Origin of the sequence: Microbacterium sp., assembly GCF_047972865.1 — a bacterium.
GTDB lineage: Bacteria > Actinomycetota > Actinomycetes > Actinomycetales > Microbacteriaceae > Microbacterium.
Window position 1 is genome coordinate 1 of record NZ_JBKEAY010000084.1, and the last position, 17,433, is coordinate 17,433.

Annotated in this window: 14 protein-coding genes; 6 read left to right on the forward strand and 8 right to left on the reverse strand. The window is 67.8% G+C overall.

Annotation, left to right across the window (positions count from 1 at the left end):
- A partial coding sequence (locus ACK5KK_RS05285; RefSeq protein ID WP_416889044.1) for a S8 family serine peptidase occupies positions 1-1,210 on the reverse strand: 1,210 nt, incomplete at its 3' end.
- A gap of 341 nt (positions 1,211-1,551) precedes the next feature.
- On the opposite strand from ACK5KK_RS05285, the gene ACK5KK_RS05290 reads away from it, so the two are divergent.
- A complete protein-coding gene (locus ACK5KK_RS05290) occupies positions 1,552-3,714 on the forward strand; it encodes a leucine-rich repeat domain-containing protein (protein WP_416889045.1) in 2,163 nt (720 codons plus the stop codon).
- Between the two features lie 81 nt (positions 3,715-3,795).
- Here the strand turns inward: ACK5KK_RS05290 and ACK5KK_RS05295 are convergent, their stop codons facing one another.
- On the reverse strand, positions 3,796-4,797 hold the full coding sequence (locus ACK5KK_RS05295; protein WP_416889046.1) for a glycerophosphodiester phosphodiesterase family protein: 1,002 nt from the start codon (positions 4,795-4,797) through the stop codon (positions 3,796-3,798).
- Positions 4,798-4,953: 156 nt separating this feature from the next.
- On the opposite strand from ACK5KK_RS05295, the gene ACK5KK_RS05300 reads away from it, so the two are divergent.
- Complete coding sequence (locus tag ACK5KK_RS05300; protein WP_416889047.1) at positions 4,954-5,844, forward strand: Bax inhibitor-1/YccA family membrane protein; 891 nt, start codon at positions 4,954-4,956, stop codon at positions 5,842-5,844.
- A 68-nt stretch (positions 5,845-5,912) separates the two neighbouring features.
- Here ACK5KK_RS05300 and guaA read toward each other — a convergent pair whose 3' ends face one another.
- The 5 genes from guaA to guaB all read right to left on the reverse strand — a co-directional run bounded on the left by guaA (position 5,913) and on the right by guaB (position 11,664).
- Positions 5,913-7,493, reverse strand: a complete 1,581-nt coding sequence (gene guaA, locus ACK5KK_RS05305; RefSeq protein WP_416889048.1) for a glutamine-hydrolyzing GMP synthase — start codon at positions 7,491-7,493, stop codon at positions 5,913-5,915.
- The gene (locus ACK5KK_RS05310; protein ID WP_416889049.1) at positions 7,490-8,035 is read right to left on the reverse strand and encodes a DUF3817 domain-containing protein; all 546 of its coding nucleotides are present in this window, start codon (positions 8,033-8,035) and stop codon (positions 7,490-7,492) included. Before ACK5KK_RS05310 ends, guaA begins: the two co-directional genes overlap by 4 nt.
- A 9-nt stretch (positions 8,036-8,044) precedes the next feature.
- A complete protein-coding gene (locus ACK5KK_RS05315; RefSeq protein ID WP_416889050.1) occupies positions 8,045-8,860 on the reverse strand; it encodes an SURF1 family protein in 816 nt (271 codons plus the stop codon).
- Positions 8,857-9,978, reverse strand: coding sequence for a GuaB3 family IMP dehydrogenase-related protein (locus ACK5KK_RS05320; protein ID WP_416889076.1), 1,122 nt, complete (start codon positions 9,976-9,978; stop codon positions 8,857-8,859). The genes ACK5KK_RS05315 and ACK5KK_RS05320 overlap by 4 nt, the downstream gene beginning before the upstream one ends.
- Positions 9,979-10,161: 183 nt before the next feature.
- Positions 10,162-11,664: an IMP dehydrogenase gene (gene guaB / locus ACK5KK_RS05325; RefSeq protein ID WP_416889051.1), complete on the reverse strand. Its 1,503-nt coding sequence runs from the start codon at positions 11,662-11,664 to the stop codon at positions 10,162-10,164.
- Between the two features lie 265 nt (positions 11,665-11,929).
- Here guaB and ACK5KK_RS05330 point away from each other — a divergent pair, with 265 nt between their 5' ends.
- The 4 genes from ACK5KK_RS05330 to ACK5KK_RS05345 are packed head-to-tail and all read left to right on the forward strand — an operon-like array spanning position 11,930 to position 15,871.
- Positions 11,930-13,171, forward strand: a complete 1,242-nt coding sequence (locus ACK5KK_RS05330; protein ID WP_416889077.1) for a branched-chain amino acid ABC transporter permease — start codon at positions 11,930-11,932, stop codon at positions 13,169-13,171.
- Between the two features lie 6 nt (positions 13,172-13,177).
- Positions 13,178-14,161, forward strand: a complete 984-nt coding sequence (locus ACK5KK_RS05335; RefSeq protein WP_416889052.1) for a branched-chain amino acid ABC transporter permease — start codon at positions 13,178-13,180, stop codon at positions 14,159-14,161.
- Positions 14,151-15,143: an ABC transporter ATP-binding protein gene (locus ACK5KK_RS05340; RefSeq protein ID WP_416889053.1), complete on the forward strand. Its 993-nt coding sequence runs from the start codon at positions 14,151-14,153 to the stop codon at positions 15,141-15,143. Before ACK5KK_RS05335 ends, ACK5KK_RS05340 begins: the two co-directional genes overlap by 11 nt.
- Positions 15,140-15,871 carry an ABC transporter ATP-binding protein gene (locus ACK5KK_RS05345; protein WP_416889054.1) on the forward strand — a complete coding sequence of 244 codons (732 nt, stop codon included), beginning with the start codon at positions 15,140-15,142 and terminating at the stop codon, positions 15,869-15,871. The genes ACK5KK_RS05340 and ACK5KK_RS05345 overlap by 4 nt, the downstream gene beginning before the upstream one ends.
- Before the next feature lie 74 nt (positions 15,872-15,945).
- Here the strand turns inward: ACK5KK_RS05345 and ACK5KK_RS05350 are convergent, their stop codons facing one another.
- Positions 15,946-17,298, reverse strand: a complete 1,353-nt coding sequence (locus tag ACK5KK_RS05350) for an ABC transporter substrate-binding protein (protein WP_416889055.1) — start codon at positions 17,296-17,298, stop codon at positions 15,946-15,948.
- Between the last annotated feature and the right edge of the window lie 135 nt (positions 17,299-17,433).

The window sequence follows — 17,433 nt, forward strand, 5'->3', positions numbered from 1 at the left end:
CGTTCGTCCCGTCCACAGAGATCTGCACGCCTGGGAAGCTGGGGCTGCTGTCGACGGCCGACACCGAGATCACACCTTCGCCTGTGCCGGGCGAGCCGGTGATGTAGGGCGAGGGTCCCGCGTTGCCGGCGGATGCGACGACGACGACGCCCGCGCCGACCGCGTTGGTGGCTGCGATCGCTTCGGGAGTGTCGGCGCGTCCGAACGTGGAGCCCAGCGACATGTTGATGACGTCCATGCCGTTCTCGACGGCCCAGTCGATCGCCGGCACCACCACGTCGGTGGTGCCGTCGCAACCGAAGACCCGCACGGCGTACAGATCGGCTTCCGGCGCGACGCCCGGGCCGACGATGAAGTCGTGCGATGCCGTCTCCGAGTCGTACGGCCCCTCGAACGTGGAGCCCGAGGAGAGGAGCACGCCGCTGCCGGCGGCAGTCCCTGCCACGTGTGTCCCGTGGCCTCCGCAGTCCAGCGGGTTGTCGTCCGGCACAGGCACCCGGCTGGTGGCGGATCCCCCGGCGTCGTAATCGTCGCCGACGAGGTCGATGCCGCCCTTGACTCGGGGAGCATCCGGACCGAACAGTGCGGGATCAGCCGGCTCGGTGGAGGTCCCGGCCGCCTTTTCGAACGCCGCGACGGTGCCCGGACCGCCGAAGTCGGCGTGGGTGTAGTCGATGCCCGAATCGATGATCGCGATCTTGGTGCCCGCTCCGGTGTAGCCGGTGTCTTCCCAGACCTGCGGCACGCCGAGGAACGGGACGGAGGTCGCGTTGTCCTGGGTGAACGTCGTCGCCGGGTGGATCGCGACCACGCCCGGGAGATCGGCGAGGGTGTCGATCGCCTCCGCCGGCACCGAGACCTGCATGCCGTTGTAGGCCGACTGCATTTGGGCCTGCACGTCGCCGCCGAGCGATTCGACCGTCTCGGCGATCGGCTGCTGGGATTGCTCGAGGTCACCACGGATCGCATCGCGCTCGGCCTGTGTGAGGTCACCGTCGGAATCTGCCTCCACGACCGCGACCGGATCGCCGGACAGCTCCACGATGACGTTCGTGTGACCATCGGAACCGACGACCATCGACTCGAACGACGAATCGATCGTCCCGCGTGAGGGTGACGTCGCGAACGACGAGGTCGGGTCATCGCTCTCGGTTGCAGCAAACGCCGCAGTCGCCGGGAGGGTGAGCGCGATCGCTCCCACCACTGCCATGGTTCTTCTAAGCACCTATGGGCCGCCTTTCGGTACGGGGAAGTGGTAACCCGCCCGAAACCAGACCGGACCCCCCTGTGTACTGGCCAGGTTATTCGCCCGCGCGGGGCGGGCATAAGAAGGGAGGGTGGGGATGAGAGGATCCTCATCTTGCCGCCACCCCACGAGAATCGGCATCGCGGTGAGCAAACGGGAGGCGATGTGTTAGGTTCGGGACGGGCCTGCGCGCGACTGTGAGCCACTTCACGAAGGCCGGACGCGCTGCGCACCGTGGGGGTGCACACAGCGGAACGTCATGTGGTGAAGCGCACAGTTCGACCTTGCTGGGGACAAGATTGGGGATGAGCAGCACGATGCTCGACATCGGAACGACCGACGACTCTGCACCGAACCGACGCCGGCGGACGCCGCCGATCGCACCGGTCGCCGCCGCTGCGGCCATCGCAGCGCTGACACTCGCACCGACACCCGCCTTCGCCGCGCCCGACGATGCGGTGGTCTTCGACGATGTGAACCTGAGGACGTGTGTCACGGAGTTATTGGGCGTTTCCCCGGAAGTGGACATCACCGAGGACGACATGGCGGAGCTGGACTTTCTGGATTGTCGAGGGAGGGGCGTGACCTCTCTGGAGGGGCTGCAGTACGGGACCTGGCTCTCCAGCATCCGCCTCGACGCGAACTCGATCAGGGACATCTCTCCGCTGTCCGGCCTCACCTTCGTCCACGTGCTCTCCCTCAGCCAGAACAGAATCTCCGATATCTCGTCGATCCCGAACGTCGCCGACATCCTGAACCTCGAATACAACCGGATCGAGGACATCTCGCCGCTCGCAGGCCAACGGATCGAGACACTGCGGCTGAACCACAACCACATCACGGATATCAGCGCCGTGGAAACGATGGGCGAGCTCGTCGAACTGCAGGTCAGCGACAACGACATCACCGACATCTCCCCGGTCACCGGCGCGACGCTGCTCGAAGAGCTGGACGCCGCCGGTAACCACATCACCGATCTCAGTTCGCTGGCGGACACCGTCGTGGGCAGCACGGTGGACCTCAGCCGGCAGGTCATCGACGGCGGTCCGCTCGTGGTCGATGTGCCCGCCCCGATCGTTCCGGTCACCGATCCGGCCGGTGCGCTCGTCCCGCTGACGGTCGCCGCTGGCGACGGTGTCCTGAGCGACGAAACGGTCACCTGGCCCGGTACGGCGGACCCGAGCTGGCTGAGGTGGGAGACGGAGGTCACCCTCGAAGCTGCCACCGGCACGTTCGGCGGACGGATCGAATATTGGCTCCCTGAGCCTGTCGGCGTGATCGTGGAGTTCGAAGATGCGAACCTGCAGGCGTGCGTCGCGGAGGCGTTGGGGATGCGCGCGGATGCCGACGTCACCGAGGAGGCGATGCAGAATCTGAGCTTCCTGTCGTGCGAAGACAGGGGCGTGGTTTCGCTGGAAGGTCTGCAGCATGCACGCTGGCTCTACAGCCTGAGCGTCGATGACAACGAGATCAGCGATCTCTCACCGCTGGCCAATCTCACGTTCGTCCACATCCTGACCATGAGCGGCAACCAGATCTCCGACCTGTCCGACCTCCCAGGAGGTCCCCTGGAGGTCTTGGACCTCTCAAACAACCTGATCGAGGACATCACGCTGCTGGCAGGCCGGTCACCCGAAACCCTGATGCTGAACAACAACCGACTCACCGACATCAGCGTGGTGGCGGAGATGGGCGGACTCAGTGCGTTGCTCGTCGACGACAACGAGATCACCGACATCTCTCCGGCCGCAGGACCGATGCTGCTGAACGTGCTCAGCGCCGCCGGCAACCGGATCACCGATCTCAGTTCGTTGGAAGACGTCTGGGTCACCACCAGGCTGAACCTCACCCGGCAACGCATCGACGGCGGGCCCGCCATCGTCGACGTGCCCACCGCGACGGTCTCGGTGACCGACGCCACCGGCACGGCCGTCCCCGTCGCGGTCCGCACCGGCAGCGGTACCGTCGGTGACGGAACGATCACCTGGCACGACACCACGAATCCGAGCGTGCTGAACTGGGCGACCGAGGTCACCCTCGATTCCGCCACGGGCACCTTCAGCGGACAGATCAGCTATGTCCCCGCCGCGGCCCCCGAACCCGGCGACGGCGACGGCGACGGCGACGGTAGCGGCAGCGGTAGCGGCGACGGCGACGGTAGCGGCGACGGCGACGGTAGCGGTCGCGGCGACGGCGACGGCGACGGCGACGGTAGCGGCGACGAAGCCGGCAGCGGAAGCGGTAGCGGCGACGAAGACGGAAGCGGTCGCGGCGCCGCAGCCGGCAGCGGCAGCGGGAAGCCGGCGACCGGGGCGGTTACCACCGCGACCAGTGTCACCGCGAACGCCGACGCGAGGCTCGCTGCGACCGGGAGCAGCGCTGCGCTGCCCATCGGCATCACCTCCGTCGCGGCACTCGCGATCCTCGTCGGCCTGGCCGTGACACGACGGCACCGCCGGCAGACCTGACGCCGACACGAATCATGACGATGGTGCCGCCCGCGACGGGCGGCACCATCGTCGTCCGTGCGCCCGTCGCCGGCGCTGCGGCTAGCGGAAGAACGCCGCCCCCAGGTCGGGATGGTCGACGAATACCCCGTCGACGGCGGCATCCGCGATGATCCGCCACTCCGCGAGGTAATCACCGAAAGCGGCGCGGTCCCTGCCCCGACGGAACTCCCCCACCAGGAACGCATTCTCCGGACGACATGTCCACGTATACACCACGAGCCCCCGCGCGTGGGCATCGGCGACGACCTCGGTCGGTCCGTGTGAACGACCGAGCCGATCCGGTGCGAGGATCATCTTCTTGTCCACGCTGATGCCGTCGACCTCACCGACCAGGCGGTCCAAGCCCTCCGGCGTCACGGCGTCGCGGTAGCTCGGCGCACGGCTCCCGTGCGCCGACACAAGATCGGCGGGACGCCCGTCGGATTCGAGGAGGTAGACGTACCGGCCCGCGACCTCGCGGGCGCGCAACTCGCGCAGCACCGTCGACTCGAACGACTCGAACGTGAGCGGGCCACCGGTCCAGCCGGCGTCCGCGATCTCGGATTCCAGGAGCGCTGCGACGTCGAATCCCCGCGATGCGAAATGCGTGGCGTGCTTGATCTCGAGCACCACCCCGACCTCGCGTCCACGATCCACGGACGCCGCGCGCACGAGATCGAGCACGTCGCGAAGCCTCAGCACCGGCTGCTCGTCGTCGAAACTGGCGCTCGCGGCACGCAGTCGTGGCAGCCGCTCCCGACACCGCAGCGTCGCCAGCTCCGTCCACGTGAAGTCCTCCGTGAACCATCCGGTGTGTTCGGTCCCGTCGATCGTCTTGGTCGTTCGCCGCGCCGCGAACTGCGGACGATCGGCGACATCGGTGGTGGCGGAGATCTCGTTCTCGTGCCGCACGACCGCGACGCCGTCACGGGAGAACACGACGTCGGGTTCCACGGCATCGACCCCGAGTTCGATGGCCAGCGTGTAGGAGGAACGGGAATGCTCGGGTCGGTACCCCGGTGCGCCGCGGTGGCCGATGATCAGCGGAGGGCGCGACGGCATGCCGTCAACGCTACCGGCAGTGCCGGGCTGCTGTTCGCGCGGGGCGGAACGAAGGTGAGCGCACTCTCAGGTGGAAACCAGCCCCACCGTTTCACCCGTCCGATAGCCTGGAAGGGCGCAGCACACCGCTGCCCCACGACTTGGAGTAGAGAGACCATGGCCTCTGGCAACTTCGCATTCAGCAACCCGGCGTTCCAGGAGCAGCGCCCCGGACTGACGCCGCCGGTCGCGCCCGGCGCGCAGACCCAGGCAGCGTCGGCCGCGCACCAGTCCGTCGACGCTGCCGCCAACGCACAGTTGGAGGGCATGTACACCGCGCCCCCGGCAAACGCCATTCAGACCGGTCGGATGACCGTCGAAGACACGGTGCTGAAAACCCTCGGCCTGTTCGCGATCCTGCTGGTGACCGCGGTCGTGGGCTGGATCTGGACGATGTCGCCGGTCGCGGCCACCGCTCAGCCGACGATCATGCCGTGGATCCTCGGAGCCCTGGGCGGGTTCGTTCTCGCGATGGTCGTCATCTTCACGTCGCGCAAGAAGGTCCGTCCCGGCCTGATCTTCGCCTACGCCGCGTTCGAGGGACTGTTCGTCGGCGGCATCTCGGCATACTTCGAGATGATCTGGCCCGGCATCGTGATCCAGGCCGCGATCGGTACGCTCTCGGTCGTGGGCGTGACCCTGGCACTGTTCGCCAGCGGCAAGGTGCGCGCCTCCAAGCGCGCCAACAAGATCTTCCTGATCGCGATGGTGGGCTACCTGGTGTTCGGCCTGGTGAACCTGGTCCTGATGTGGACCGGTGCCACCTCGGGCATGTTCGGTCTGTACAGCGCCACGATCGCCGGCATCCCGCTGGGCCTGATCATCGGCGTGCTGGTGGTCATCATGGCCGCGTACTCCCTGGTGCAGGACTTCGACCAGATCCAGACCGGCGTCCGCAACGGCGCACCCCGCCAGCTCGGCTGGATGGGCGGCTTCGGCATCATGGTCACCGTCGTGTGGCTGTACATCGAGATCCTGCGTATGATCGCGATCCTGCGCGGCAACTGACGCAACGCGAAAGGCCGCCCGGTACGCCGGGCGGCCTTTCGCGTGTCACCGCATCGCGTGCCGGCGCGTCACTCCCACTCGATGGTGCCGGGGGGCTTGGAGGTGACATCCAGGACGACCCGGTTCACATCGCGCACTTCGTTGGTGATGCGGCCGGAGATCTTCGACAGCACATCATAGGGCAGCCGGGTCCAGTCGGCGGTCATCGCGTCCTCGCTGGAGACGGGCCGCAGCACAATGGGATGCCCGTAGGTCCGGCCATCGCCCTGCACTCCCACCGACCGCACGTCGGCGAGCAGCACGACGGGACACTGCCAGATTTCGACATCCAGTCCGGCACGCGTCAGCTCTTCACGGGCGATCGCATCGGCCTCCTGCAGAATCTCGAGGCGGTCCGCGGTGACCTCGCCCACGATGCGAATACCCAATCCCGGCCCCGGGAACGGCTGCCGGGCGACGATCGCCTCGGGAAGCCCCAGGTCGCGACCGATCGCCCGCACCTCGTCCTTGAACAGGGTGCGCAGCGGCTCCACCAGGTCGAACTGCAGATCTTCGGGCAGCCCGCCCACGTTGTGGTGGCTCTTGATGTTGGCGGTGCCGGTGCCGCCACCGGACTCGACGACATCCGGATACAGCGTGCCCTGCACGAGGAACCGAACCGGCTCCCCCTCCGCCGCCGCCTCGGCGACGAGGTCCGCCTCGGCCTGCTCGAACACGCGGATGAACTCGCGCCCGATGATCTTGCGCTTCTGCTCGGGATCACTCACCCCGGCGAGCGCCGTGAGGAACCGCTCGCGGGCATCCACCGTCACCAAACGGACGCCGGTGGAAGCCACATAGTCCTGCTCCACCTGCTCCCGCTCGCCCTTGCGCAGCAGACCGTGGTCGACGAACACCGCGGTGAGCTGATCGCCCACGGCCTTGTGCACGAGCGCGGTCGACACCGCCGAGTCGACACCCCCCGACAGTGCCGAGATCACCCGTCCGGATCCGATCTGCGCACGAATCTTCGTCACCTGCTCGGCGATGACGTTGCCGCTGGTCCAGTCGCAAGCGAGCCCCGCCGCCTTATGGAGGAAGTTCTCCAGCACACGCTGGCCGAAATCGGAATGCTTGACCTCGGGATGCCACTGCACCCCGTAGAACACGCGCGCATCGTTGCCGAACGCGGCCACCGGCGTCGCCGCGGTGCGCGCGAGCACCTCGAACCCGGGCGGAGCCTCCGAGACCTGGTCGCCGTGGCTCATCCACACGTTCTGCTCGACCGGCTGGTCCCCGAGCAGGACCCCGCCGTGGATGACGGTGGCATCCGTGGCCCCGTACTCACGCAGCCCCGTGTTGGCGACGACACCGCCGAGCTGGCGGGCCATCACCTGGAAGCCGTAACAGATGCCGAGGGTCGGGATGCCGAGCTCCAGCACGCCGGGGTCGAGCGCCGGCGCTCCCGGCTCGTAGACCGAGGAAGGACCGCCCGACAAGATGATGGCGACCGGGTGGCGTGCCGCGATGTCGTCGGCGGAGGCGCTGTGCGGCACGATCTCGCTGTACACCCCGGCTTCTCGCACCCGCCGGGCGATGAGCTGCGCGTACTGCGCTCCGAAGTCGACGACGAGGACGGGCCGCTGTGCGGTCTCGGTCTGGCTTGTCACCGCTTGTTCTCCGTGGGGATCTCGTGGGTCAAAGATGAGCGGACGGCGTGTGAGTGGAGTTCCTCGCCCTCGCGTTCGGTGAGGTAGCCACGCACCTCACGGGCGACCCGGGCCTCCATCACGAAGGACAGGAAGGGGATCACGCCACCGAGGGCCAGCAGCAGGAACCGCGGGAAACGCCACCGCATGAGGCTCCACAGCCGGAAGCACGCGAACAGGTACACGACGTAGAACCAGCCGTGGACGACGAGGATCGCCAGCGAGATGTTCGCGCCGTCGCCCGCCGACGTCATCTCGCAGCCCATCCCGCCGGGAACGAACAACGAGTACCACTGGCAGTCGGCGTCGACGATCACCGGCGCGAACCACAGGAATCCGCCGGACCCGCCAGCGAACAGCTCGAGGTGGATCGGCGTGTACTTCAGGATCATCTCGGCGAGCAGCAGCAGCAGGCCGATACCGGTGATGATCGACGCGATCTGGTAGAACCTCAACGCCGATCGGATGGCCGGAAACGTTGCGAGTTTCGGCGAAGAGGGCATGCGCCCAGTCTAGTCGGCCGAATCCGGTCGCCCGTCCGAGAAGTCCTCGAGCTCCTTCTCCCAGGCATCCTTCGCCAGCCGGTACCACATGTAGAAGGCGAAGCCCGCGAAGATCACCCACTCCACGGCGTAGAAGATGTTGAGCCAGTTGATGCCGGATCCCTCCTCCGGCGCCGCCGCGACGATCGTCTGCAGTCCGGGCGTCTCGCCGACCGACACGAGGTACGGACGGTAGACGTCCAGCCCGTCGATGTCATGCCACCAGCCGAGCAGGGCCGCCGGCGACATCCGTGTCATCTCGGTGATCGGCGCGGCCGGCGACGGTACGGCCGGCCCCTCGTCGGCGATGAGTCGGCCGCGCAGGGTGACCTCCTGCGGCGGCGCGTCGTTGAGGGCGGATGCCGCGGCATCCGCGGCGGCGCGATCGGGCGTCCACCCCAGGGCGACGGCGAGCGAGGTCGGCTCGGCCGTGTCGGCCACGCGCAGCTGGCCGCTCACCCAGAAACCCTCGATGCCCTCGTTGAACCGCGACGAGACCACGAGGAAATCACCCGCGACGAACGTCCCGCTCGCCTCGACCCGCTGACCGACGAACGGCTCGGGCAAGTACTCCCCCGGCGCGGTGACCTCCGCGAGCGGCCGGACCGCTTCGGTCATGCCCGGCGGCGGCGGGTCGGTGTCGATCGCGTTGCCGAGCTGCCACTGCCCGAGCCACGCGAACACGCCCGCGACGACCATCGCCACGGCGAGCATCCCCAGCCACCAGGGACGCAGCATGACCTCGCGCAGGGTGGGCGGGAACTCCTCGCGCGCGGGCGCGGTCATCGACGACTGCGGTACGGCGCGACGACGACTTCGACCCGCTGGAACTCCTTGAGGTCGGAGTATCCCGTGGTCGCCATCGATTTGCGCAGCGCCCCCATGATGTTGGTGGTGCCGTCGGCGACCGGGGCCGGTCCGAACAGGACCTGCTCAAGCGGCACGACCTGGTCCACTTCGACGCGGCGCCCGCGCGGCAGCGACGGGTGGGTCGCCTCCGGACCCCAGTGGTAGCCGCGACCGGGGGCGTCGGTGGCGCGCGCGAGCGCGACGCCGAGCATGACGGCATCCGCCCCCATCGCCAGGGCCTTGACGATGTCCCCCGAGGTGCCCACCCCGCCGTCGGCGATCACGTGCACGTAGCGCCCGCCGGACTCGTCGAGGTAATCGCGGCGAGCGCCGGCGACGTCGGCGATCGCGGTGGCCATCGGCGCGTGGACGCCGAGGGTGACACGGGTCGTGGATGCCGCGCCGCCGCCGAAGCCGACCAGCACGCCGGCCGCACCGGTGCGCATGAGGTGCAGCGCGGCGGTGTACGTGGAGGCGCCGCCGACGATGACCGGCACGTCGAGATCGTAGATGAACTTCTTGAGGTTGAGCGGCTCGGCCACGCTCGACACGTGCTCGGCCGACACCGTCGTCCCCCGGATGACGAACAGGTCGACGCCGGCGGCGACGACGGTCTCGTTCAGCTCCTGGGTGCGTTGCGGGGTCAGGGCCCCCGCGACGGTGACGCCGGCATCGCGGATCTCGGCGAGCCGGTCGCGCACCAGTTCGGGCTTGATGGGCTCGGCGTACAGCTCCTGCATCCGCCGGGTCGCCTCGTCGGAGGGAAGCCCCGCGATCTCAGCCAGCATCGGCTCGGGGTCGTCGTACCGGGTCCACACCCCCTCGAGATCGAGTACGCCGAGGCCGCCGAGCCGCCCGAGGCGGATGGCGGTGCGCGGGCTCATGACGGAGTCCATTGGCGCTCCGAGCACGGGAATCTCGAAACCGAACGCGTCGATCGACCACGCCGTCGAGACGTCTTCGGGGTTGCGGGTGCGGCGCGAGGGAACCACGGCGATGTCGTCGAAGGCATACGCCCGTCGCGCGCGTTTGGCTCGACCCAACTCGATGTCCATACTCACCCGCCCAGCCTACCCGGCGCGCGCGTCGTGCTCGCCGCGCGCCCGCCCCGTCGCTGACTCGGGACTCGAGACGTTCGTCCCGGCCCGGCTGCACTGGCTGAAACGTCCGATGATGTCCCCAGCGTGGATCCTCGGTCGCCCGGTGGATCTGCTCATCGGCGACCGGCTGACAAAGGCCTACTTCTTGTAGTTCGGTGCCTCGACCACGATCTGCACGTCGTGCGGGTGCGACTCCTTCAGACCCGCCGAGGTGATGCGCACGAACTTGCCGCGCGACTTCAGTTCGTCGATCGTGCGCGCCCCGACGTAGAACATCGACTGACGCAGCCCGCCGACCAGCTGGTAGGCGACCGCCGACACCGGTCCGCGGTACGCGACCTGGCCCTCGATCCCCTCGGGGATGAGCTTGTCATCGCTGGGCACGTCGGCCTGGAAGTAGCGGTCCTTCGAGTACGACGTCTTCTTGCCGCGTGTCTGCAGGGCGCCCAGCGACCCCATGCCACGGTACAGCTTGAACTGCTTTCCGCCCTGGAACACCACCTCACCGGGCGACTCATCGGTGCCGGCCAGCAGCGACCCCAGCATCACCGTGTCCGCTCCGGCGACCAGCGCCTTGGCGATGTCGCCGGAGTACTGCAGACCACCGTCGGCGATGATGGGGATGCCGGCCACCCGCGCCGCGAGCGAAGCCTCATAGATCGCGGTGATCTGGGGCACGCCGACGCCAGCCACCACCCGCGTCGTGCAGATCGAGCCCGGCCCGACACCCACCTTCACGGCATCCACCCCGGCGTCGATGAGAGCCTGGGCCCCCTCGCGCGTGGCGACGTTGCCGCCGACGACGTCGATGTGCGCGAACGATTCGTCCGCCTTGAGGCGCCGGATGATGTCGATCACGCCGGCCGATTGCCCGTTCGCCGTGTCGACGACGAGGACGTCGACCCCGGCATCCCGCAACGCCTCGGCCCGCTCCCACGCGTCCCCGAAGAACCCGATCGCCGCGCCCACCCGGAGTCGGCCCTGGTCGTCCTTGGTCGCGAGCGGGTACTTCTCGCTCTTGTCGAAGTCCTTGATGGTGATGAGCCCCACCAGCTTGCCGTCGTCGTCGACGAGCGGCAGCTTCTCGACGCGGTGCTGCGCGAACAGCGCGATCACCTCGTTGGCGCCGATGCCCGCGCGCCCGGTAACGAGCCCCTCGCGGGTCATGACGTCGCGGACCTTCGTCGAGTGACGCTCAAATCCCGACACGAACCGCATGTCGCGGTTGGTCACAATGCCCACCAGCCGGTCGTCCTCGCCGATGACGGGGAGACCCGAGATGCGGTACTGCGCGCACAGCACGTCGACCTCGTCGATCGTCGCGTCGGGGGTCGTGGTGACCGGGTCGGTGATCATGCCCGACTCGCTGCGCTTGACGCGATCGACCATCGCGGCCTGGTCGGCGAGGGCGTGGTTGCGGTGGATGATGCCGATGCCGCCCTCCCGCGCGATCGCGATCGCGAGCCGCGCCTCGGTGACGGTGTCCATGGCGCTCGACAGCAACGGGAGCGCAACGGTGATGCGACGGGTGACCCGCGTCGACGTGTCGGCTTCGGAGGGGATGACATCGGTGTGCCCCGGCAGGAGCAGCACGTCATCGTACGTCAGCCCGACGAAACCGAACGGGTCATTGTGCTCCACGGGGCCTCCTACACAAGCGGACTCTGTAGATTCTAAGCTGTTCCGCTTTCCTCGAATTCCCCCACAAACCTGAACGAGCGGTTGCGCTCAGGAAACACTCAGGCAACAATCTGTGGATACGGTTGGTGGCGCCGAGGTTGCCACCTGTCCCGGCTCCGACTGCCTCACAAAGGAGGTGCCAGTGGCGATCACCCGAACGCCGCCCACTGACAGTCGAAGACGGCACACGCTCGTCGCCCTGTTTGCGAGTCTGTTCGCCGCCTTCATGCTGTTCGCCTTGGCCGCGCCGTCAGTGGCGACGACCGACGACACCGCACCGGAGGACCTGCCCTACACCATCCAGGGCAACGTCCGCACCGGTGGCCAGCCCGTCGTCGGCGCCACGGTCACCGTCACCGGCCCGGGCTACAATGCCGAGACGACCACCCAGGACAACGGCTCGTTCCGCCTGGGCGTACCCAACAAGGACGACACCTGGACGCTGGAGCTGGTCTCCGGTTCGCTGCCTGCCGGAGTCGAGGCTCCGTCGGACTTCTCATTCACGCGCGAGGTGACGTTCGGCCGCACCCACACCGCCACCTGGAACTTCACGCTCACCGCCGCGGAACGCACGACCACGAGTTTCGCCGATCAGTTCCTCGCGCGCGTCGTCAACGGGCTGAACTTCGGCCTGATGCTCGCCCTCGCGGCGATCGGCCTCTCGCTCGTGTTCGGCACCACCGGGCTGTCGAACTTCGCCCATGGTGAGATGGTGACGTTCGGCGCGTTGGTCGCGCTGCTGCTCACCGTCGGCCTCGACATGTCGATCTGGATCGCGCTCCCTGTGACGGTGATCGCCAGTGCGGCGTTCGGCTGGGGAATGGATGCCGGGCTCTGGCGCCCCTTGCGCCGCAAGGGGCTCGGGACCGTCCAGCTCATGATCGTCTCGATCGGGCTGTCGCTGGCGCTGCGCTACATCTTCCAGATGCTGATCGGCGGACGTACCCAGCAGCTTCCGGGTGCTGCCCCCGCCCTCATCCCCGGCCTCGGCCCCATTCGCTTGAGTGTGACTGACCTGCTCAGCATGTCGCTCTCGCTCGTGGTGATCCTGATCTTCGCCTGGTGGCTGATGCGCACGCGCATCGGACGGGCGACCCGTGCGGTGTCGGACAATCCGTCGCTGGCCGCAGCGAGCGGCATCGATGTCGATGCCGTCGTGCGCGTCGTCTGGATCGTCGCAGCGGCCTTGGCCGGGCTATCCGGCGTGCTGTGGGCGTACTTCCGCCCGGGCATCAAGTGGGACATGGGCACGAGCATCCTGCTGCTGATCTTCGCCGCCGTCACCCTCGGTGGCCTCGGCACCGCGTTCGGAGCCCTCATCGGCTCGCTGATCGTCGGCCTGCTCGTGGAGGTGTCCACCCTGTGGATCCCGTCCGACCTCAAGTACGTCGGCGCGCTGGTCGTGCTGATCGTCGTGCTGCTGTTCCGCCCACAGGGCATCCTCGGACGCCGAGAGCGAATCGGGTAGGTAACGATGAACGTCCTTCAAATCCTCTCCAACACACTGGGACAGATTCTCGCCCCGGCCACCCTCGGGTACGCGCTGGCGGCGATCGGCCTCTCGGTGCACTTCGGGTTCGCGGGCCTGCTCAACATGGGTGTCGCCGGCTTCATGGCGATCGGCGCCTACGGTTTCGCGATCTCCATCCTCACCTTCGGGGTGTCGTGGTGGCTCGCGGTACTCATCGGCCTGGTCGCCGCCGTCGGGTTCGCCCTCATCATGGGTATCCCCACGCTGCGCCTTCGCGGTGACTACCTCGCGATCGTCACGATCGCGGCCGCCGAGGTGCTCCGGCTGCTCTTCCTCACCTCCACCTGGCGCACCTACACCGGTTCGGCGGACGGCCTGTTCAACTTCCACACCGGTTTCCGCGGGGCGAACAACCCGATCCCGCCGGGTCGCTACGGTTTCGGGCCCTGGACCTACACGGCCAACCAGTGGTGGGTCATCATCATCGGACTGGTCACGATCGCCATCGCGATGCTGCTGGTGTGGCTGCTCATGCGCAGCCCGTGGGGCCGTGTGATCCGCGGCATCCGCGAAGACGAGGATGCCGTGCGGTCGCTCGGCAAGAACGTCTTCGCGTTCAAGATGCAGGCCCTGATCGTCGGTGGTGTCATCATCGCGGCGGGCGGAATCGTCACGGCGATGGGCACCAACGTGAATCCGAACGTGTACGTCACGTCGCAGACGTTCTTCGTGTGGACGGCGCTCCTCCTCGGCGGCGCGGCCACGATCTTCGGGCCGCTGCTGGGCGCCATCCTGTTCTGGGTGGTGCGAGCGTTCCTCTCCAACCTGTTGCCCGCCCTGGTGGACATCGGCTGGCTGCCGTTCCTGACCGCCGAGCAGGCGCAGCAGTTGGTCTTCGTGCTCGTCGGCCTGGCGCTCATGCTGCTGGTGATCTTCCGCCCGCAAGGCATCCTCGGGAGCAAGAAGGAGTTGACCTTTGTCCGCTGACGCCGCACCGCCGACCCCCCGCCCGAAGTCCACCGGACTGCACAAGGGCGAGGCAGGCCCCGGGTGCGCGAAGGTCGACCCCATCATCGTCGCCGACGGCGTCAAGCGCGAGTTCGGCGGGCTCGTCGCGGTGGATGTCGACCACCTCGAGATTCCGCGCGGTGCCATCACGGCGCTCATCGGTCCCAATGGCGCTGGCAAGACGACGCTGTTCAACCTGCTGACCGGTTTCGACAAGCCCAATGAGGGTTCGTGGTCGTTCGACGGCACCAACCTCGCCGGCATCCCCGCGTACAAGACGGCGCGAATGGGGCAGGTGCGCACGTTCCAGCTGACGAAGTCTCTGGGCCTGCTGACCGTGCTCGAAAACATGAAGCTCGGCGCCACCGGACAGAGCGGGGAGCACATCTTCTCCAGCATCCTGCCGTTCCTGTGGCGCGCCCAGGACAAGCAGATCGAGGTGAAAGCGCGCGATCTGCTCACCCGGTTCAAGCTCGACGCGAAGGAGAAGGACTTCGCCGCGTCACTCTCGGGCGGCCAACGCAAGCTGCTCGAGATGGCACGCGCGCTCATGAGCGACCCGACGCTGGTCATGCTCGACGAGCCGATGGCGGGCGTGAACCCGGCGCTGACGCAGTCGCTGCTCGACCACATCCTCGACCTGAAGGACGAGGGCATGACGGTGCTGTTCGTCGAGCACGACATGCACATGGTCCGTCATATCGCCGACTGGGTGGTCGTCATGGCCGAGGGGCGGGTCGTCGCCGAGGGGCCGCCGGAGACCGTGATGAAAGAACGGGCCGTCATCGACGCCTATCTCGGCGCACACCAGGACGTCGATCTGGGCGTCGTCACGGGGCGGTACGAGGGCGAACTGAACACGGCGGCCATCCAGATGGTGGGCGAGACCGAGGCGCTGGACAGCGCCATCGCCGCCGAGCAGCGCGAGCAGCGCAAGCAAGCGACGGAGGACGACGCGTGAGCGAGAAGAGCACGAACGTCGTCGAGCTCAACCAGGTGGTCGCCGGATACCTGCCGGGGGTCAACATCCTCAACGGCGCCAACCTGACCGCTGCCAAGGGTGAGCTGATCGGCATCATCGGCCCGAACGGCGCCGGCAAGTCCACGATGCTCAAGGCGATCTTCGGTCAGGTGAAGGTGCGCGAGGGCAGCGTCATCCTCAACGGGGAGGACATCACGGGGCTGAAGGCGAACAAGCTCGTCAGCAAGGGCGTCGGGATGGTGCCGCAGACCAACAACGTCTTTCCCAGCCTGACCATCGCCGAGAACCTGCAGATGGGCGCCTACCAGTCGCCGAGACTGTACGACGAGCGCGTCGGGTTCGTGACGTCGATCTTCCCCGAGCTGGGCAAGCGGCTGCAGCAGCGAGCCGGCTCGTTGTCGGGCGGCGAGCGGCAGATGGTCGCGATGAGCCGTGCCCTGATGATGGACCCGCACGTGCTGCTCCTGGACGAGCCGTCGGCCGGACTGTCACCGTCGCGGCAGGATGAGGCGTTCCTCCGGGTCTCCGAGATCAACAAGGCGGGGGTGACCACGATCATGGTGGAGCAGAACGCCCGGCGCTGCCTGCAGATCTGCGACCGCGGTTACGTTCTCGATCAGGGGCGGGATGCCTACACCGGCACCGGCCGCGAACTGCTCGAGGACCCGAACGTCATCGGCCTGTACCTGGGTACCCTCGGCGCCTGACCTCCTCGCGATTTCCGTGGCCGGGGGACGGCGAACGGCCCCGGTCCGAGGACCGGGGCCGTTCGTGCGGGGCATCAGCCGGCGTTCAGCCAGCTGTAGTTGTTGTCCTCGCCGTACTGGAAGATGCCGATGGTGGCCTCGGTCGGGTCGCCCACATCGTTGAACGTGATCGGCCCGGAGACGCCGTCGTAGTCGGCGGTCTCACCGGCGATGATGAGGTCGGCGCACTCGCTGTAGCTCGTGCACTTCGTGCCGCCGTCGCCGCCGGAGACCGACATCAGGTTCGCCGCCACGTCGGGGCCGGCCGTCGAACCGGCCTGCAGCGCCGCCAGCGCGAGCAGGATGACCGCGTCGTACGACTCGGGACCGTAGGTGAACTCGTTCAGCGGATCCTGGCCCTCGTCGGCCAGGAAGGCCTGCAGGTCGTTGCGGAACGTCTCGGTCTGCGCCGGGTCGACCGACGGGTACGTGCCCTTCGCGCCGGCGAGCGTGCCGGGGTCGAACTCGTCACCGAAGTTGGCGAGGTTGCCGTCGACGAAGTACAGCTTGCTGGCGTCGTAGCTGGCGACCAGCTCGGGAACCATCGTCTTGACCTCCTCGAACGTGATCAGCGCGATCGCGTCGGGGCTGGCGGCCAGAACGTCCTCGATCTGCGACGAGAAGTTCGTGTCACCGGTGTTGTACATCGTCGCGGCGACGATCTCACCGCCGGCTGCCTCGTAAGCGGCCTTGGTGAAGCACGCCAGGCCGGTGCCGTACGAGTCGTTCAGGATGATCATGCCCAGCGTCTCGGCGCCGTCACCGGCGATGAGGTTGCCGAGCACTTCGCCCTGCAGCGTGTCGGACGGTGCGGTGCGCCAGTACAGGCCCTTGTCCTCGTAGGTGGTGAACGCCGCGGAGGTGTTCGCCGGCGAGAACTGGATCGCGTTGTCCGCGATGACCTGGTCGATGAACTGCAGCGACGTGCCGGACGAGGCCGCACCGATGATCGCGGTCGCGCCTTCGCCGAGCAGACGCGGGATCTCGGTCTCGTAAGCCTTGTTGTCGGTGTCACCCGAGTCGCCCTGCTTGAGGTCGATCTGGACGCCCTGGTCGGCCTCGTTGACCTCGGCGGCCGCGGACTCGGTGCCCGCGATCTCGGGCGGGCCGAGGAAGGCGAGGTTGCCGGTCACGGGCAGCGCCGTGCCGATCGTGTAGGTCAGGTCGGTGCCCGGACCCGTGGAGGTCGAGGTGTACTCGGGGGTGTAGGCCGCGCCGGCCTCGGCCTCACAGTCGACCGGGAACTCGAAAGCCGAGGTGCTGGGCGCTGTCGTCGCCCCGCCTCCGCCCGTGTCTCCCGCGCAACCGGCCAAGACGAGGGCGCTGGCGCCGACCACCGCGAGTGCGCCGGTGACCTTGGCTGCGCGTGAACGTGTCAGAACGCTCATTGTTCTCCTTGCTGTTAGGGACGCGGCAGGCTCGGGTGCCGCGCCGGTTGCACCCAACCTACTTCCGATGGCGCTCCGCCGTGGTTGCGAAGTGTTAACGGTGTGTAACGCGACCGAATCGTTATCGAGCGCGGA

Coding starts and splice junctions, on each gene's coding strand:
- ACK5KK_RS05290 (WP_416889045.1), top strand. CDS start 1,552: ATGAGCAGCACGATGCTCGACATCGGAACGACCGACGACTCTGCACCG.
- ACK5KK_RS05295 (WP_416889046.1), bottom strand. CDS start 4,797: ATGCCGTCGCGCCCTCCGCTGATCATCGGCCACCGCGGCGCACCGGGG.
- ACK5KK_RS05300 (WP_416889047.1), top strand. CDS start 4,954: ATGGCCTCTGGCAACTTCGCATTCAGCAACCCGGCGTTCCAGGAGCAG.
- ACK5KK_RS05310 (WP_416889049.1), bottom strand. CDS start 8,035: ATGCCCTCTTCGCCGAAACTCGCAACGTTTCCGGCCATCCGATCGGCG.
- ACK5KK_RS05315 (WP_416889050.1), bottom strand. CDS start 8,860: ATGACCGCGCCCGCGCGCGAGGAGTTCCCGCCCACCCTGCGCGAGGTC.
- ACK5KK_RS05320 (WP_416889076.1), bottom strand. CDS start 9,978: ATGGACATCGAGTTGGGTCGAGCCAAACGCGCGCGACGGGCGTATGCC.
- ACK5KK_RS05330 (WP_416889077.1), top strand. CDS start 11,930: ATGCTGTTCGCCTTGGCCGCGCCGTCAGTGGCGACGACCGACGACACC.
- ACK5KK_RS05335 (WP_416889052.1), top strand. CDS start 13,178: ATGAACGTCCTTCAAATCCTCTCCAACACACTGGGACAGATTCTCGCC.
- ACK5KK_RS05350 (WP_416889055.1), bottom strand. CDS start 17,298: ATGAGCGTTCTGACACGTTCACGCGCAGCCAAGGTCACCGGCGCACTC.